This is a genomic window from Gardnerella swidsinskii, assembly GCF_023277705.1.
Lineage (GTDB): Bacteria > Actinomycetota > Actinomycetes > Actinomycetales > Bifidobacteriaceae > Bifidobacterium > Bifidobacterium swidsinskii.
The window spans coordinates 1,328,480-1,342,590 of record NZ_CP083176.1; the positions used below are offsets into that span (position 1 = coordinate 1,328,480).

The window sequence follows — 14,111 nt, forward strand, 5'->3', positions numbered from 1 at the left end:
AATATGGTTTTATGCGCTATAACTTGCGTGCAAATATATTTTAAAGCAAAACTATATAGGGCTTGTGTCATGATACAAGCATGTTTCGCTTTTCTACAGGTGCTAGTGTATTCCGTGCGTGTTTTAAATCCTTGCGCTCGCTGTCTCATGCTTTAGTTTTGTACATTACTTCGCATTCTTTGCGATATTTTGCAGGATTCTTTACAGTAATTGTTGCGATTTTTGCGTTGTCGCTTCCAAGTGCATACGTCGTAGAAGAGCCTGGTCCAACGCAGGATGTTTTAGGATCCCTATCAAATACTCCTGTGATTGATATGTCTGGTTCTCGAGTAAAAGAAAATCATGATACTGGTAAATTATTGTTGATTACTGTCAATGTTTCTGGTGTTCCTGGATATGAGGTTTCAACATTTTATTCATTGATTTCATGGATGGATCCTCATAAAAGTTTGTTGCCTCGTGAAGCTATTGTGCCAGTAGGACAGAGCGCTGACGAGTATGAGAAGGAATCCACGAACGAGATGGATAATTCGCAAAATCTTGCTCAAAATGTTGCGTTGCAGTACGCGTCTAAGCATCTTGGAATTAAAAAAGAAGATGTAAAAGTTCGTTTACATATTGAAGATATTGGTGGACCGTCTGCCGGAATGATGTACACTCTAGGAATTCTTGACAAGCTTACTCCTGAACAAGAAACTGGTGGTAAGACGATAGCCGGAACTGGAACTATTGAAAAATCGCAAAAAATTGGTGCAATTGGTGGTATTCGTTTAAAGATGATTGCAGCTAAAAGAGATGGAGCTACTTGGTTCTTAGCGCCTTACGATAATTGCAATGAAGTTGTTGGGCATGTGCCACAAGGTTTGCGCGTTGTAAGTGTAAAAACATTGGATGATGCTTACAAAGCGTTAAAAGCTATTGGTTCTGGTCGTGGTGCAAATAAATTGCCAAGCTGCAATGTGAAATAAAACTATAAACCAAATAAAGCAGAAACCAAATAAAGAGCAGAAAGTGGGCGATGAGGGACTCGAACCCCCGACATCCACCGTGTAAAGGTGGCGCTCTAGCCAGCTGAGCTAATCGCCCGTTTGCAACAAATTAAAAACATACATGATGGTGTGTACGAATGCAACGTGTGGCGCGCGTCGTAACAATCGCGTACAGTATACTGAATAAGAACATGTGCTCAGGAGGTCGATATTCGATGGCTCAGAAACCTGATACCGCTCGTAATGCTTCAGCAATGGAGCGTGTGGGTAAGCGTAAGTTAGGATATAACGTCGCACAGGTGAATGCTTTTCTAGAGCGTGCTCACACTTTGTACGAAAGCGATGAAGCTCGACTTACGCAGAAAGATATTCAAGAGGTTTCTTTTGACTTGGAGCGTAATGGTTACATTATTGGTCAAGTTGATGCTGCGTTATCGCGTTTGGAACGTGCGGTAGTAGATAAGTGCACTGAGCAAGAATTGGCGCAATGCGGACGAGTTGCATGGAAAGCTCGTGTAGAAGTGCTTTATCGTAAACTTTTGCAACATGCTCAAAGAGATTATCGCGATCGTTTTGATCGTGGTTCTTCGCGTCACCCGTCTTATGCGCGTAAACAAGTGGATATTATGGTCGATCAAGCCTTAGATAAGATTGCTCTTATGCTTGGTCATGAGCTTGAGTGGGAAACGGACAAAGAAACATTACAAGATATTGATTCTGCTTATGTTTCTAATGTGATTTTTACGCAAAAAAACGGTAAGCACGGTTATGATGAGCGTCAAGTTGATTATTATTTAAACGCTTGTGTGCGTTTGCTTAGCAGCTTGGAATCTTTTGAGCGTGTAGAACAGTATGTTGATGCGGATAATAGTAGTTCCTCATACTCTCGAGCAGCATCTGAATCTTATTCTGCTCCTGCTTCTGTTTCACCTTCTATCTCGGCTTCCGTTCCACCTTCTGTTATTCCTGTAACTAAAGCTGAAGAGCCTGCTAAATCTTCAGAATCTACGGAATCTTATAACCATTCTGAAGAGCCTGTTCCATCATTTGCTCCTTCAATAAAGCCTGCATCTGATTTCAGTGCTGCTTCTGCAGCTTCTTCCGCTTCTGCCACTGCACCTTCTGCTTCTTCAATATTCAAACCTGTTGAGGATGCTGTGGATGATGAAGACACTGCGGATAGATTGTCTAAGATTGCACCTCGCTCAATACCTAGCGTGCCAAATCATGATAAACAAAGCATTTTTGCTCCTGTAGATTATGCTAATCAAGATTCTAATGATTCGTTTGAAGCGTTAAATAAGTCTGAGCGCGCAATATTTACACCTCATGCTGCTGCAAGTAAGCCTTCTAATGTTCTTAACGATACTGATAGCAATGACGAGCTTTTGCAAAGCGCTACAGTAATGCGAAACTCTTCTGAATCTTCTGTGCTACCTCCTTCTTTCACTCCTGCAGCTCGTAATCGCAATAATTCATCTGCACCTAAGCCTGTTGCGGCTCCTGCTCCTGATGAATCAATTCCATCATTTGCTCCTCAAGATTCTGCACAGCATTCCTCGCAGCATTCTTCGCTTAATATTCCGGAGTTGCATGTTTCTAATTTGCAGTCGAGTAAGCCATTGAGTTTAGATATTCCAGATTTGTCATTCCCAATTATTGGTCATATTGATGAATCTACTAATTTCGGTAGCTCTTCTCAAGGCGACGACGATTCGGAAAATAACGATCGTAATTAATCTAACTATTAAAAAAGATATAGTTTGATTTATGCCATTGTATCGCGATGAAGCTGTTGTGCTTCGTACTTTTCCTTTAGGTGAAGCGGATAGGATTGTTGTGCTTCTTACTAAGCGGCATGGCAAAGTTCGTGCTGTTGCAAAGGGAGTTCGTAGGCTTAAATCACGTTTTGGTGGTCGTCTTGAGCCGCTTATGCGTGTTGATTTGCTTCTTGCACAAGGTAAATCTTTGGATGTAGTCTCGCAGGCTGTTTCTATTGCTGCTTATGCTGGTGAAATTTGTGCAGATTATACGTCCTATGAGTATGCAAACGTCATGCTTGAAGTTGTGGATTTGCTTGTTTCTAACGAATATACAGATGAATACAGGCGTGAATATCAAGATACGCTAGGGCAGTATCGTCTACTTACTGCGGCTTTACTTTCATTGTCCAAGCATAAGCATTCTCCTGATGCTATTGGCGTGTCGTATATATTGCGAGCATTGTCATTAGCTGGGTGGTCTCCGCGACTACAAGCTTGTGTTGTATGTGGGAAAAATGAAGATTTGTGCTATTTTTCGCCTTGCGCAGGTGGAATGATGTGTGCAAGTGATCACACTCCGGATTCAATAGTTTGTGCTAATTCGACGCGTTTGCAATTGTGTGCGCTTGCGCAAGGAAACTGGTCTGTTCTTGACGGAGTGTCGGTTGATTCTTCTACTATGCGATGCGTTCAGCAATGGGCTGAATATTATCTTGAGCGACCTATTCGTTCGATGGGGTTGTTACATTCGTAAGTATGGCTTTTGAAAACGTGGATTATAAGTCGCTTGATATTCCAGCGGCTCCTTTTAGTGACCCTTCTCGCATACCAGATTTTCCTAAGGGCAAAGTGCCTCGTCATGTCGGTGTGATTATGGACGGAAACGGACGCTGGGCAAAAGAGCGCGGAATGATTCGAACCGAAGGTCACAAAGCTGCAGAACCGGTAGTTTTTGACGTTATTGCAGGAGCTATAGAAGCAGGAGTTCGTTACTTAAGCTTATACACTTTTTCTACCGAAAATTGGAAGCGATCTCCACAAGAAGTGCGCTTTTTAATGGGATTTTCTAGGGAAATTATCCATAGGCGAGTTGCGCAAATGAACGAGTGGGGAGTGCGAGTTCGTTGGGCAGGAAGGCGCCCTCGTTTGTGGAAGTCTGTTATTGACGAGTTGGAAAAAGCGCAAGAAATCACCAAAAATAATAAAACTATTGACGTTGTTTTTTGCATAAATTACGGCGGTCGTGCAGAAATTGCGGATGCTTGCGCGCAAATCGCGAAAGAAATTCAAAATGGCAAAATTAAAGGCGATCGTGTAAGTGAAAAAATGATTGCTGAGCACTTGTATAATCCGGATATTCCAGATTGCGATTTGGTGATTCGCACTTCCGGCGAGCAGCGCACTAGCAACTTTTTGCCTTGGCAAGCATCCTACGCGGAACTTGATTTTGTGCCGGAACTATTCCCGGATTACGGCCGCGAAGTGCTGTGGAGGTCGATTGACCGCTATGCGCATCGCGACCGCAGGTTTGGTGGCGTAAAAAACGCCTAGTATCTCACTAAGATTTGTTACTTTTCGCTAGTGAGCCAAGCGCAAGCTGCCACAACTGCAGCTTCTAATCCGCGATTAAGAGTGGGCTGCAAATCTGGGGCGAATGCCGGATTGTGATTTCCAGGAGCATTCTGCATATCCGCAAAACCACCTAAGCCCCAGTAAGCGTAAGGAGTTTTAAAAGCGTTCGCGACTATAGAAAAATCTTCCGAAGCAGAAGCGCGCGAAATATCTACAGAATCTTCTCCAAAGTATTCATCAAAAGCTTTACGCACGCGCAAAGATGCATTCTGATCATTATTTGTAAGCGGATAGCAATCATAATACGTAAACTCTGGTTCTTTAGGACATCTTGCAAGCTCGCACTCTCCACGCACAATTCGTTCAATAGCATTGTGCACAAATTTTTGAGTATCTTCGCTATAAGTTCTTGTGTTAATTAAAAGCTCGGCATCATCAGGAATAATATTCGACTTACTTCCTGCATTAAGCGCGCCAACTGTAACAATTGCGTAATCTTTAGCTGCAAGTTCGCGAGAAACAATCGTCTGCAATTTAAGCACAATTGATGAAGCAACAACCACCGGGTCAACGCTCAACTCAGGCATAGAACCATGCGAACCTTTACCAAAAATGTGCACGCGAATCGAAGCTGCAGTAGTTAAGAACGCGCCCGGACGAATACCGACTGTTCCTGCAGGAATAGCACCCAACACATGCTGACCAAGGTAAACGTCGGGCTTTGCAATCATGCTCGTAATGCCATTTTCCACCAAGTCTTTTGCGCCTTGAGCTGTTTCTTCTCCAGGCTGAAAAACGCCAATGTACGTTCCTCTCCAAGCATCTTTATGTTCATTAAAAGCCTTCAAGGCACCAAGTAGGCTGGAAATATGAAAATCGTGACCGCAAGCGTGTGAAACTCCAACCGTTTTGCCATTTTCGTCTTGCGTGCTAACTGTTGAAGTGTAATCTTTTCCTGAATTTTCTTTAATTGGAAGCGCATCGATATCCGCTCTCATAGCAACAACAGGACCTTCGCCGTTTTTAATCTCTGCCACAACGCCTGTTTTTCCAACTCGTTTTGTTTCAATCCCAGCTTTGCTAAGAATATCAATAATTGTTTGAGCTGTATGATCTTCTTTCATTGACAGTTCAGGATGTTGATGGAAGTATTTGTATTGTTTTTCTCGTTCTCTTTGGGTTTCATCTAAATCGGATAATATTTTCTGAACTGCCGTAAGTTGCAGCATAAATTCCTGCTTTCTTTTGTTTTATTATAACTTTTTCGAGTTTTGAGATTATTTGAGATTATTTGATTTCAGTTTTATTCTTCTTTATTTCGTTTGTCGAGAATTTTATCTACAAGCGCACTTTTTGCGTCAATTTGATTGCTAAAACCAGGGCGAATATCTAATTTTAGTATTACTCCAGTACGGTATCCTTTACTAACTAAAGTCATCGTAGCATCTTTCACAACGCGCATAACGTCATCAAATTCGCCCTCAATATTCGTGAACATTGCGTTAGTTTCGTTCTTTAATCCAGAATCGCGAATTACTTGTACAGCATCCGCCACGTACTCGCTCAACTCGTCTCCGACTCCGCTTGGAGCAATGCACAACGCCGCGACCGTGTTAGTTCTGTGCTCGTTCGCGTGGTCGTTTGTATTCTCGTTATTATTTTCACTCATAGTAACAATCCCTTTAAAATCGTAATCTTATGCAAATCTAGCAAAACAAGACAACGCCAAATAATGCGTCAACAAACTTATAAATTTGCATTACTTTAACAATTTTACAAGCGTCACAGGGTTTTTCTATAATAGCAACGTTTTCACCCGAATTTTCTAGTTTTACGAAAAGGTGTATTGTGGCTGTTTCAAAGCTTGATGAAGTCGTCTCCTTGGCTAAGCGTCGAGGATTTGTGTTCCCAGCCGGCGAAATTTACGGTGGCACGCGTTCTGCGTGGGATTACGGCCCGCTCGGTGTTGCGTTAAAAGATAATATCAAGCGCGAATGGTGGCGCTACATGGTGACCACGCGTGGAGATGTTGTTGGTGTGGATACTTCCGTTATTCTGCCCTCACAGGTGTGGGTTGCTTCCGGTCACGTTTCCGTGTTTAACGATCCTTTGATTGAGTGCTTGAATTGCCATAAGCGTCATCGTGCAGATAAGTTGGAAGAGTCTTATGCTGAAAAGCATGGCGATAAAATGCCAGAAAATGGCTTAAAAGACATTGCTTGCCCAGATTGCGGTACTCGCGGAAACTGGACTGAGCCACGCGACTTCAACATGATGCTTCGCACTCATTTAGGACCGGTTGAAGACGAAAATAGCTTGCATTATTTGCGTCCAGAAACAGCTCAGGGCATTTTCGTTGATTTTAAGAATGTCATGACTTCTGCTCGTCAAAAGCCGCCTTTTGGCATTGCGAATATTGGTAAGTCTTTCCGCAACGAAATTACGCCTGGAAACTTCATCTTCCGCACTCGCGAGTTTGAGCAGATGGAAATGGAATTCTTCGTAGAGCCTGGAACCGACGAAGCTTGGCACCAGTATTGGATTGACACTCGTGTGCGTTGGTATGTGGATTTGGGTGTTAAGCCAGAAAACTTGCGCATGTATGAGCATCCTAAGGAGAAGCTCAGCCACTATTCCAAGCGCACTGTCGATATTGAATACAAATTCGGCTTCCAAGGTTCGGATTGGGGAGAGCTTGAGGGTATTGCAAACCGTACTGACTACGATTTGTCTGCTCATGCTAAGCATTCCGGCGAGGATTTGAGCTACTTTAACCAAGCTACTGGCGAAAAATATGTGCCTTACGTTATTGAGCCTGCGGCTGGTCTTACGCGCTCGCTTATGGCATTCTTGGTTGATGCTTACGACGTTGACGAAGCTCCAAACACTAAAGGCGGAGTTGACAAGCGCACTGTTCTTCGACTTGATCCTCGTTTGGCTCCTGTTAAAGCTGCAGTTTTGCCTTTGAGCAAGAAGCCAGAATTGCAAGCTGTTGCTCAAGATTTGGCTGCAGATTTGCGTCAGCATGATTGGGTTATCGATTACGATGAGGCTGGAGCTATTGGTCGCCGCTATCGTCGTGAGGACGAAATTGGTACTCCTTTGTGCGTAACAGTCGACTTCGATACTTTGGAAGATCATGCTGTTACAATTCGCGAGCGCGACACCATGCAACAAGAGCGCGTTTCTTTGGACAAGGTTGCAGATTACGTTGCTAGCCGAATTAACGAAAAGCGCGTTAAGTATCCGCAAGGTCCTGTTGAAATCGTTGGTACTCGTGCAGCCGACGGTGCTACGGATATTGCTAAAGAAGCTGGCGAAGACGAGTCTAAGCCTGTACAAATCGCTACTGCTGGCGGCTTGTACTAAATCGCGCTTAAGTATCGTTTAAGTGTAGCTTAAGCATTAAAGCAAAAATATTATTAAAGTGAATGGAGTTAAAGCAATATGAATTTTTCTATAAAACCAGTGGATTTAGGGAAAGTTCATATTGCTACTCCTGTTGTTTTGTCTCCAATGGCTGGAATTACCAACTGGCCATTTCGCGTAATTTGCCGCGAATTTGGTCCGGACGGGCTTTACGTAGCAGAAATGATTACGGCTAGAGCATTAGTTGCACGAAATCCAAAAGCGCTTAGACTTTGCCGTTTTGCGCCTAGCGAAAAAGTGCGCTCTTTGCAGCTTTATGGTGTAAATCCTTCTATTGTAGAACAAGCTACTCGAATTGTTGTCGACGAAAACATGGCTGATCACGTTGACTTAAACTTCGGCTGTCCAGTTCCAAAAGTGACGCGACGTGGCGGCGGTTCTGCTCTTCCTTGGAAAACTGATTTGTTGCAAGAAATTTTGCATCGCGTTGTTTCTGTTTGCGAACCTGCAGGAATCCCTGTTACAGCTAAATTCCGTGTTGGTATTGACGAGAATCATGAAACTTTTATTCAAGCTGGTCATATTGCGCAAGAAGAAGGATGCGCTGCTGTAACTTTGCATGCTCGCACAACTGCAGAATATTACGGTGGTCATTCAGACTGGCAGCGTATTGGTGAGCTTGTAGAGACGCTTGATATTCCGGTTTTTGGCAATGGTGATATTTGGGGTGCGGAAGATGCGCTCGCAATGTTTAAAGAAACTGGCTGCGCTGGCGTTGCTATCGGTCGAGGATGCCAGGGTCGCCCATGGTTGTTTGCTGATATTCGCAATGCTTGCGAAGGTAGCGATAATCGTGTTAATCCTACTTTGGCGGAAGTGGGATCAGTTATTTTGCGCCACTTAAATCTTTTAGTTGAGTTTTATGATGGCGACGAGCGTATGGCTGTTCACGACTTGCGTAAGCATATTGCTTGGTATTTAAAGGGCTTTCCTGTTGGTGGTGGCACTCGTAAAGCGTTTATGGATTGCGAGTCGATTGAGGATGTTCAACGTAATCTCGATATGCTTGATGGTTCTCTTTGTTTGCCAAAAAAGGTGTTAGACACGCCGCGTGGACGAGTTAGATTTGCTAAAAAAGTTCATTTGCCGTATGGGTGGTTAGATTCTCGTACAACTAGTCACGAAGAGCGAGAGGCGTTATTTGGTGACGATCCAATGGATGCAAGTTACTAGTATTTTCTAGGGCTTTCGTCATTTTTTTGCACTGATTATTTCGATAATGTTCTATTAAAATCACCTTGTGCTCATATTTGCATATAGCACGGTGTATTATCAAAGCAGTGACATTTTTTCAGTTTATTGTGAAAACGTCGTCAGTATCGAGCGTTTTACGCTAAAATATTGTGTAAACGTGCGTGAGTGACAGGAGATAACGGTGAGCGAGATTGCCCAGACTGACAATTTCAACGACAAAACCATCATCAAGGTAGTCGGCGTCGGTGGTGCCGGCGGTAACGCCGTCAATCGGATGATCAGCGAGGGTCTACAGAATGTAGAGTTTGTGGCCATTAATACTGACGCTAAAGATTTACTGCGTTCTGATGCTGATGTAAAGATTTCATTATCTGATGCTTCGAGCCGAGGCTTGGGTGCTGGTGCTGATCCTGAAAAGGGTGCTAAGGCTGCGCAGGATCATCAATCAGACATTGAAGAGGCACTTAAGGGTGCTGACATGGTGTTTGTTACCTGCGGTGAAGGCGGCGGCACGGGTACTGGTGCAAGCCCAATTGTGGCTCGTGCAGCTCATCAGCAAGGTGCTTTGACTATTGCTGTTGTTACACGTCCATTCGGTTTTGAAGGACCGCAACGTGCTGCATCTGCAAAACTTGGTATCGAGAATCTTCGCAAAGAAGTTGACGCGTTGATTGTTATTCCAAACGATCGTCTTTTGGAAATTTCTGATCGTACTATTGGAATTATTGAAGCATTTAAGACGGCAGATACTGCGTTGCTCGCAGGTGTGCAAGGCATTACTGATTTAATTACCATGAATTCTTACATTCATGTTGATTTCTCTGATGTTACAGCTGTTCTTCGCGGAGCAGGTACCGCACTGTTCGGTATTGGTGCTGCAAAAGGCGAGGATCGTGCAACTCAGGCAGCTGAAATTGCTATTAGCTCCCCATTGCTGGAAGAAAGCATTGAGGGTGCTCACGGTGCTTTGATTAATATCGCAGGTCCAAGTGATTTGAAGCTTCAGGAAGCTTCTGCTGCAACTGAACTTGTTCGTAAAGCTATTCATCCAGAAGCTCAAATTATTTGGGGTCTTTCCCTCGATGATTCTTACGGCGATGAGGTTCGAGTTACGGTTATTGCTGCTGGATTTGATGCTCATCCTAAGGCGGAGGAGTCCTCAGCTAAAGCTGGTCAGTTTGTTGATATGCAAGCAGATGTTAAGCCTGTAGCTCCTGCACAGTCTACCTCATCTTTCAAAGAGGAAGCTCAAGCTGCTCCACAAGTAGAACAACCTGCTTCTATGCCTTCTATGTTTGAGCCTGCGATGAATCATCAGCAATATTCTCCTGCGGCAGCTCCTGTACAGCAGACTGCTGAACCTGACGAATTAGATATTCCTGATTTTCTGCGTTAAGCGTAACGAGAGGAGGGTTGCTTCATGGCTGGCTTTATGAAGAACGTGATGTCATACGTTGGTATGGCAGATGTGCCTGAGGATGATGATTATGCTGAATCTGATGTTCAAGAAACGTCATTCGATAATGATCGCTCGGTAACTCCTGCTGTGTCGCAACATGGTAATGATTTGCGTGGCAGTTCTGCCCGTGCGAATGCTAGTCGTATGAGTCGTATTACTACAATTCATCCTAAGTCTTACGATGATGCGCAAATGGTAGGTCGTGCTTTGCGTGACGGTGTTCCAGTGGTTTTAAACCTTACTGGTGTAACTGAATCAGTTGCGTATCGTATTGTTGATTTTTCTGCTGGAGTTGTGTTTGGTGTTCGTGGCTCTATTGAGCGTGTGACTCCTAGGGTATTTTTGCTAAGCCCAGCACAAGTGAATATCAAAGTAGAGGATGCTCCGAACGACAATACTGCGCGTGACTTGTTCTCCTAAAAATTGTATTTGCTAAAGAATTAATTAAGCAGCGTTTGTTTAACAACTTTCGCTGCTTTTTTATACTTTTTGGTAGCATAAAAGCGATGCGTACGAGCATGACTAAAATCATGCGAATTTAAACTAAAGGCATGTAACCCAAATAACGAAAGTAATCTCATGAGCACTGAAAATGAAAACGAAAACACTATGCAAGCCAAGCAACGCACTGTATTGTCGTTTGTGCGTCGTTCTGGGCGCTTAGATGCGCGTTTACAGCACGCTCAGGAGCGTTATGCAAGTCAGTACCTGCTAGACGTTACTGAAGCACCTGGCTCATTTAGATTGCGCGGAAATTTGAACATTACGCATGATTGGATTAGCGATAAGTGGGGGAATGATAATCCGCTTATTGTTGAAATTGGTTCCGGGCAAGGCGAAAACATTGTTGCCGCAGCTGAACGTTTGCCGGAAACTAACTTTTTAGCGCTTGAAGTTTATGATCCAGGCGTTGCTCACACAATGCTTCTTGCTGGAAAGCAAGGTTTGACTAATCTTCGTATTGCGCAAATTAACGCTCCTGATTTCTTCGCTGCGTGCGACTGTGGAGTTTTAGAAGAAGTTTGGACTTTCTTCCCGGATCCATGGCCTAAAATGCGTCACCATAAGCGTCGTATTGTGCAACCAGAGCTTGCCTCTACAATCCATCAGGCGTTGCGTAAAGAGGGCGTTTGGCGCATTGCTACAGATATTGAGGACTATGCTTTGCATGTGCATGAGATTATGGATTCTCGCGAAGATTTTGCAAATATTGGCGAATTAAGCGTAAGTCTTCCAGTTGAGCACGTAGGAAAAGGTACAGCTGGCACCGCTGCAACTCTTCCACACGCAGATTTTAGCGAATCTGAGCGTTTTGCTGGTCGAGTTCTTACGAATTTTGAACGCAAAGGCTTGGAGGCTGGTCGCACGATTCACGACTTCACCTACATAGCACAATAATGCTCTGCCGCCGCTGTTCTCGTAGCTTTGCAGTTGTACTTAGCCTCAACACGCCGTGAGTTGCGTACTGCTTTTTTGAGTGTTAATATCATATGGTTCGGTTCGAAGCCCCCTTCGTCTAACGGTTAGGACACCAGACTTTCAATCTGACAACAAGAGTTCGACTCTCTTAGGGGGTACAAATTACAACGTCGCTGGGTTTTCAGCGGCGTTTTTCGTTTTTTGTATTTCTGATTTTCGTATTTCTATTTTTGCCGCTTACCCTATTTTTCGTATTTTGCGCAGCAATTAGTTTTTCATATATTTTTCTATAAATCGATATAAGATCTGACAATGTATTAAATATCACAAAAGGTATGTTGTGCTTTTTAGAGGTGATACACTTTCTCATTGGTACTTCTGCCCAGGCTGCGTAGGTCAGGAAGTATTCAATTCAGTAATTTACAATGCGCAGCAGCTTAAAAAAGGATTTCCTATGAGCGATATTTTCAATACAAATAATAATGGATTAGAATCATCTAATTGTGTAACGGATCAAGTGGATAATAATGCTGCTTCTAGTATTAATAGGGTTGTAAGTATGCGTTGGCGTGTTGCAGATATCGCATTAGGTGCTGCTCTTGCTGCTGTTTTTGGTGTTATCTTGTATGGCTATGGCTTGGTGTTTATTCCTTTGATTCGTACTTTGAATGCAGCTGTTCTTCCTGGTTTTGCAAGCATCACGCATGGTGTTTGGTATTTGTCGGGAACTCTTGCAGTTTTGCTTATTCGTAAGCCAGGTTCTGCAGTGTATGTAAATGTTGTTGCAGCATTTGTACAGGTGCTTCTTGGAACTCCGTTTAATATGCGAGATACGCTTATTTCCGCACTTTTGCAGGGTGTGTTTGCGGAGATTCCGTTCTTAATTTTCCGTTTGCGAAAGTTTAATTTGACTTTGAGTGCTCTTTCTGGTTTGCTTGTGGCTTTTGAGTATGGTGTGTTCTTAAGCTTCACTAAGTATCAGGCTAAAGCTCCTACTTATATTACGATTCATATGATTACAGAGCTTATTAGTGGATTGTTGCTTTCTGGAGTGCTTGTGTGGTTTGTGTATTTGGCTTTGCGCAAAACTGGTGCTCTTGATAACTTCGCATCTGGACGTTCTGACCGAGCTTGAAATCATCGGGATTTCAAGCTCCTTCAGAGCGTCGAGCTTGCTCAGGTTGAAAGCACGGTATGCTTTCAACGCAAGCGAGGTCTGCCTTCGTCGTTATTGACGGAGGTAGATTTTGGTTGGTGTGGTTTTGTGTTGGGTTTTGTTTTTGTTTGTTTGGGTTTTGACCGAGCTTGAAACCATCGGGATTTCAAGCTCAGTAATCCTAAGCAAGGTCAAAAATTCGACTCACTGAGTTGGCGACGTTTATGGGTATGTGCTAATCTAGTCGTTGCTGACTTTGTTAGCGTGGGGCTTTAGCTCAGTCGGTTAGAGCAGCGGACTCATAATCCGTCGGTCCAGGGTTCAAGCCCCTGAGGCCCCACAAGTTGCGAAGAAACCAAGGCTTCAGGCTTCACTTTGAAATAGCTTGAAGCCTTTTCTATGTCGTCCATATTCCAGCGTGTTCTACCTGTAAATTTTTGCGATAAGGTTGGAGCAGAAATTTTCATTGCTTCAGCAAGGCCTTTTTGTGTTCGCTGTCTAATCGCAAGCATGACGCGAACATTGTAAGTAACTATGTCCTGTAAGCTTTTTTTGCCATTAGTAAATTTACTCATGTGAAGAATATTAGCATATACCAAAGTCATTTTTCAATTTTTCAACACATAATTTGCAAATGACTAATTCTAGTGATATAACATTAACCATGAGCGAAAAAGATTTGCATCTTCCTAAAATTGCCATGAGGATAAAGGCACAAGCTGCGTTGCGTAATATGAAACAGCTTGATTTAGCGAAATATTTGAAAATAGCGCCAGCTACGATGTCTCAAAAACTTAATGGGAAAATCAGAATTTCTGCTGACGAACTCAATACACTCGCTGACTGTTTCAATGTATCTACCGATTACCTTCTAGGACGACAAACACATACAGATATAATCCACAGCTCTAATAGTGACCTAATGAGTTTGCCGCTAAAAAATTAAAATGCTCAGTTCTCGACTGTTGTCAAGAACTGAGCGGTGCAAATAACCATGATATGCAACTGACAAAGATTTCCCGATCGCTAATCAGTTTCATATTCACCAAAATTATGAAAGGAGATTCGCACATGTTTTATTATACCAGTTTCTACTGCTATATGACCATGTTGATTCTTTCATCATACAA

At 43.2% G+C, this 14,111-nt stretch carries 14 protein-coding genes and 3 tRNA genes; 13 read left to right on the forward strand and 4 right to left on the reverse strand.

The window, feature by feature from the left end; all coding sequences use genetic code 11:
* Window positions 1–80 precede the first annotated feature (80 nt).
* On the forward strand, window positions 81–968 hold the full coding sequence (locus K9E37_RS05320) for a YlbL family protein (RefSeq protein ID WP_248893177.1): 888 nt from the start codon (window positions 81–83) through the stop codon (window positions 966–968).
* Window positions 969–1,012: 44 nt separating this feature from the next.
* On the opposite strand, the gene K9E37_RS05325 is transcribed toward K9E37_RS05320, so the two are convergent.
* Window positions 1,013–1,086 (reverse strand) — tRNA-Val (locus K9E37_RS05325).
* 118 nt (window positions 1,087–1,204) lie between these two features.
* On the opposite strand from K9E37_RS05325, the gene K9E37_RS05330 reads away from it, so the two are divergent.
* From K9E37_RS05330 to K9E37_RS05340, 3 genes are read left to right on the forward strand one after another with little or no spacing between them, the layout of a single operon-like run.
* Window positions 1,205–2,728: a DivIVA domain-containing protein gene (locus K9E37_RS05330; RefSeq protein ID WP_248893179.1), complete on the forward strand. Its 1,524-nt coding sequence runs from the start codon at window positions 1,205–1,207 to the stop codon at window positions 2,726–2,728.
* A gap of 31 nt (window positions 2,729–2,759) precedes the next feature.
* A complete protein-coding gene (gene recO, locus K9E37_RS05335) occupies window positions 2,760–3,506 on the forward strand; it encodes a DNA repair protein RecO (protein WP_004110538.1) in 747 nt (248 codons plus the stop codon).
* A 2-nt stretch (window positions 3,507–3,508) separates the two neighbouring features.
* Window positions 3,509–4,303 (forward strand): isoprenyl transferase, encoded by a 795-nt coding sequence (locus tag K9E37_RS05340; protein WP_248893181.1) that lies wholly within the window; start codon window positions 3,509–3,511, stop codon window positions 4,301–4,303.
* 17 nt (window positions 4,304–4,320) lie between these two features.
* Here the strand turns inward: K9E37_RS05340 and K9E37_RS05345 are convergent, their stop codons facing one another.
* Window positions 4,321–5,553 (reverse strand): M20 family metallopeptidase, encoded by a 1,233-nt coding sequence (locus K9E37_RS05345; RefSeq protein ID WP_248893183.1) that lies wholly within the window; start codon window positions 5,551–5,553, stop codon window positions 4,321–4,323.
* Between the two features lie 74 nt (window positions 5,554–5,627).
* On the reverse strand, window positions 5,628–5,993 hold the full coding sequence (locus tag K9E37_RS05350) for an MTH1187 family thiamine-binding protein (protein WP_033888601.1): 366 nt from the start codon (window positions 5,991–5,993) through the stop codon (window positions 5,628–5,630).
* A gap of 179 nt (window positions 5,994–6,172) precedes the next feature.
* On the opposite strand from K9E37_RS05350, the gene K9E37_RS05355 reads away from it, so the two are divergent.
* The 8 genes from K9E37_RS05355 to K9E37_RS05390 all read left to right on the forward strand — a co-directional run bounded on the left by K9E37_RS05355 (window position 6,173) and on the right by K9E37_RS05390 (window position 13,321).
* Complete coding sequence (locus K9E37_RS05355) at window positions 6,173–7,693, forward strand: glycine--tRNA ligase (protein WP_004110530.1); 1,521 nt, start codon at window positions 6,173–6,175, stop codon at window positions 7,691–7,693.
* A 78-nt stretch (window positions 7,694–7,771) separates the two neighbouring features.
* The gene (gene dusB / locus K9E37_RS05360) at window positions 7,772–8,926 is read left to right on the forward strand and encodes a tRNA dihydrouridine synthase DusB (protein WP_248893185.1); all 1,155 of its coding nucleotides are present in this window, start codon (window positions 7,772–7,774) and stop codon (window positions 8,924–8,926) included.
* 202 nt (window positions 8,927–9,128) lie between these two features.
* Complete coding sequence (gene ftsZ / locus K9E37_RS05365) at window positions 9,129–10,343, forward strand: cell division protein FtsZ (RefSeq protein ID WP_248893187.1); 1,215 nt, start codon at window positions 9,129–9,131, stop codon at window positions 10,341–10,343.
* A gap of 24 nt (window positions 10,344–10,367) precedes the next feature.
* Window positions 10,368–10,826 (forward strand): cell division protein SepF, encoded by a 459-nt coding sequence (locus tag K9E37_RS05370; RefSeq protein ID WP_116431859.1) that lies wholly within the window; start codon window positions 10,368–10,370, stop codon window positions 10,824–10,826.
* Window positions 10,827–10,985: 159 nt separating this feature from the next.
* The gene (trmB, locus tag K9E37_RS05375; protein WP_116994861.1) at window positions 10,986–11,804 is read left to right on the forward strand and encodes a tRNA (guanosine(46)-N7)-methyltransferase TrmB; all 819 of its coding nucleotides are present in this window, start codon (window positions 10,986–10,988) and stop codon (window positions 11,802–11,804) included.
* A 107-nt stretch (window positions 11,805–11,911) separates the two neighbouring features.
* Window positions 11,912–11,983, forward strand: a tRNA-Glu gene (locus tag K9E37_RS05380).
* A gap of 296 nt (window positions 11,984–12,279) precedes the next feature.
* A complete protein-coding gene (locus tag K9E37_RS05385) occupies window positions 12,280–12,960 on the forward strand; it encodes an ECF transporter S component (RefSeq protein WP_248893189.1) in 681 nt (226 codons plus the stop codon).
* 287 nt (window positions 12,961–13,247) lie between these two features.
* Window positions 13,248–13,321 (forward strand) — tRNA-Ile (locus K9E37_RS05390).
* Here the strand turns inward: K9E37_RS05390 and K9E37_RS05395 are convergent.
* Entirely contained in the window at window positions 13,281–13,586 is a 306-nt protein-coding gene (locus K9E37_RS05395) for a helix-turn-helix domain-containing protein (protein WP_004110512.1), read from the reverse strand. The genes K9E37_RS05390 and K9E37_RS05395 overlap by 41 nt on opposite strands.
* 59 nt (window positions 13,587–13,645) lie before the next feature.
* Here K9E37_RS05395 and K9E37_RS05400 point away from each other — a divergent pair, with 59 nt between their 5' ends.
* Window positions 13,646–13,927, forward strand: a complete 282-nt coding sequence (locus tag K9E37_RS05400) for a helix-turn-helix domain-containing protein (protein WP_248893190.1) — start codon at window positions 13,646–13,648, stop codon at window positions 13,925–13,927.
* The last annotated feature ends 184 nt before the right edge of the window (window positions 13,928–14,111 follow it).

Coding starts and splice junctions, on each gene's coding strand:
- K9E37_RS05320 (WP_248893177.1), top strand. CDS start 81: ATGTTTCGCTTTTCTACAGGTGCTAGTGTATTCCGTGCGTGTTTTAAA.
- K9E37_RS05330 (WP_248893179.1), top strand. CDS start 1,205: ATGGCTCAGAAACCTGATACCGCTCGTAATGCTTCAGCAATGGAGCGT.
- recO (WP_004110538.1), top strand. CDS start 2,760: ATGCCATTGTATCGCGATGAAGCTGTTGTGCTTCGTACTTTTCCTTTA.
- K9E37_RS05340 (WP_248893181.1), top strand. CDS start 3,509: ATGGCTTTTGAAAACGTGGATTATAAGTCGCTTGATATTCCAGCGGCT.
- K9E37_RS05345 (WP_248893183.1), bottom strand. CDS start 5,553: ATGCTGCAACTTACGGCAGTTCAGAAAATATTATCCGATTTAGATGAA.
- K9E37_RS05350 (WP_033888601.1), bottom strand. CDS start 5,993: ATGAGTGAAAATAATAACGAGAATACAAACGACCACGCGAACGAGCAC.
- dusB (WP_248893185.1), top strand. CDS start 7,772: ATGAATTTTTCTATAAAACCAGTGGATTTAGGGAAAGTTCATATTGCT.
- K9E37_RS05370 (WP_116431859.1), top strand. CDS start 10,368: ATGGCTGGCTTTATGAAGAACGTGATGTCATACGTTGGTATGGCAGAT.
- trmB (WP_116994861.1), top strand. CDS start 10,986: ATGAGCACTGAAAATGAAAACGAAAACACTATGCAAGCCAAGCAACGC.
- K9E37_RS05385 (WP_248893189.1), top strand. CDS start 12,280: ATGAGCGATATTTTCAATACAAATAATAATGGATTAGAATCATCTAAT.
- K9E37_RS05395 (WP_004110512.1), bottom strand. CDS start 13,586: ATGACTTTGGTATATGCTAATATTCTTCACATGAGTAAATTTACTAAT.
- K9E37_RS05400 (WP_248893190.1), top strand. CDS start 13,646: ATGAGCGAAAAAGATTTGCATCTTCCTAAAATTGCCATGAGGATAAAG.